This window comes from Methylobacterium nigriterrae (assembly GCF_037106235.1).
Lineage (GTDB): Bacteria > Pseudomonadota > Alphaproteobacteria > Rhizobiales > Beijerinckiaceae > Methylobacterium > Methylobacterium nigriterrae.
This window is the reverse complement of sequence record NZ_JBAWTG010000776.1, coordinates 1-282: the sequence shown is the minus strand read 5'-3', so window position 1 is coordinate 282 and position 282 is coordinate 1. Positions and strand designations below refer to the sequence as shown.

General features: G+C 70.2%; 1 protein-coding gene. It reads right to left on the bottom strand.

The genetic code is table 11. From position 1 onward, the window contains the following. Window positions 1–58: 58 nt before the first annotated feature. Window positions 59–282, bottom strand: a 224-nt coding sequence (locus WDW90_RS39115) for a hypothetical protein (RefSeq protein ID WP_336492998.1), incomplete at its 5' end; no start/stop codon positions are given.

Sequence of the window (282 nt, the reverse complement as noted above, 5' to 3'; positions counted from 1 at the left end):
ATTCATTGTGCACACTATAAGCGCGTTCGAGAGTGCCGAAATCTCACTTTTGATCCATTCAAATCGGAATCGCGCCTCCATGGCGTCGCACCGGTGACAGAGGCGGGCGTTTGTGGCGTGCCTGCGCCGTTTCCCGCCCGGCCTCGGAGCCCTCGTCACAGGCTCGGGCCGTGGCCTCGCCGGCGACCGGGAGCGGAGGAGCGGCCACGTCCTGCGTGCCCGCGCCGCCCTCCGCCGTGTCGGGCGGCGCGGGCTCCGGCGCGGCGGCCCCGGGATTCGCCT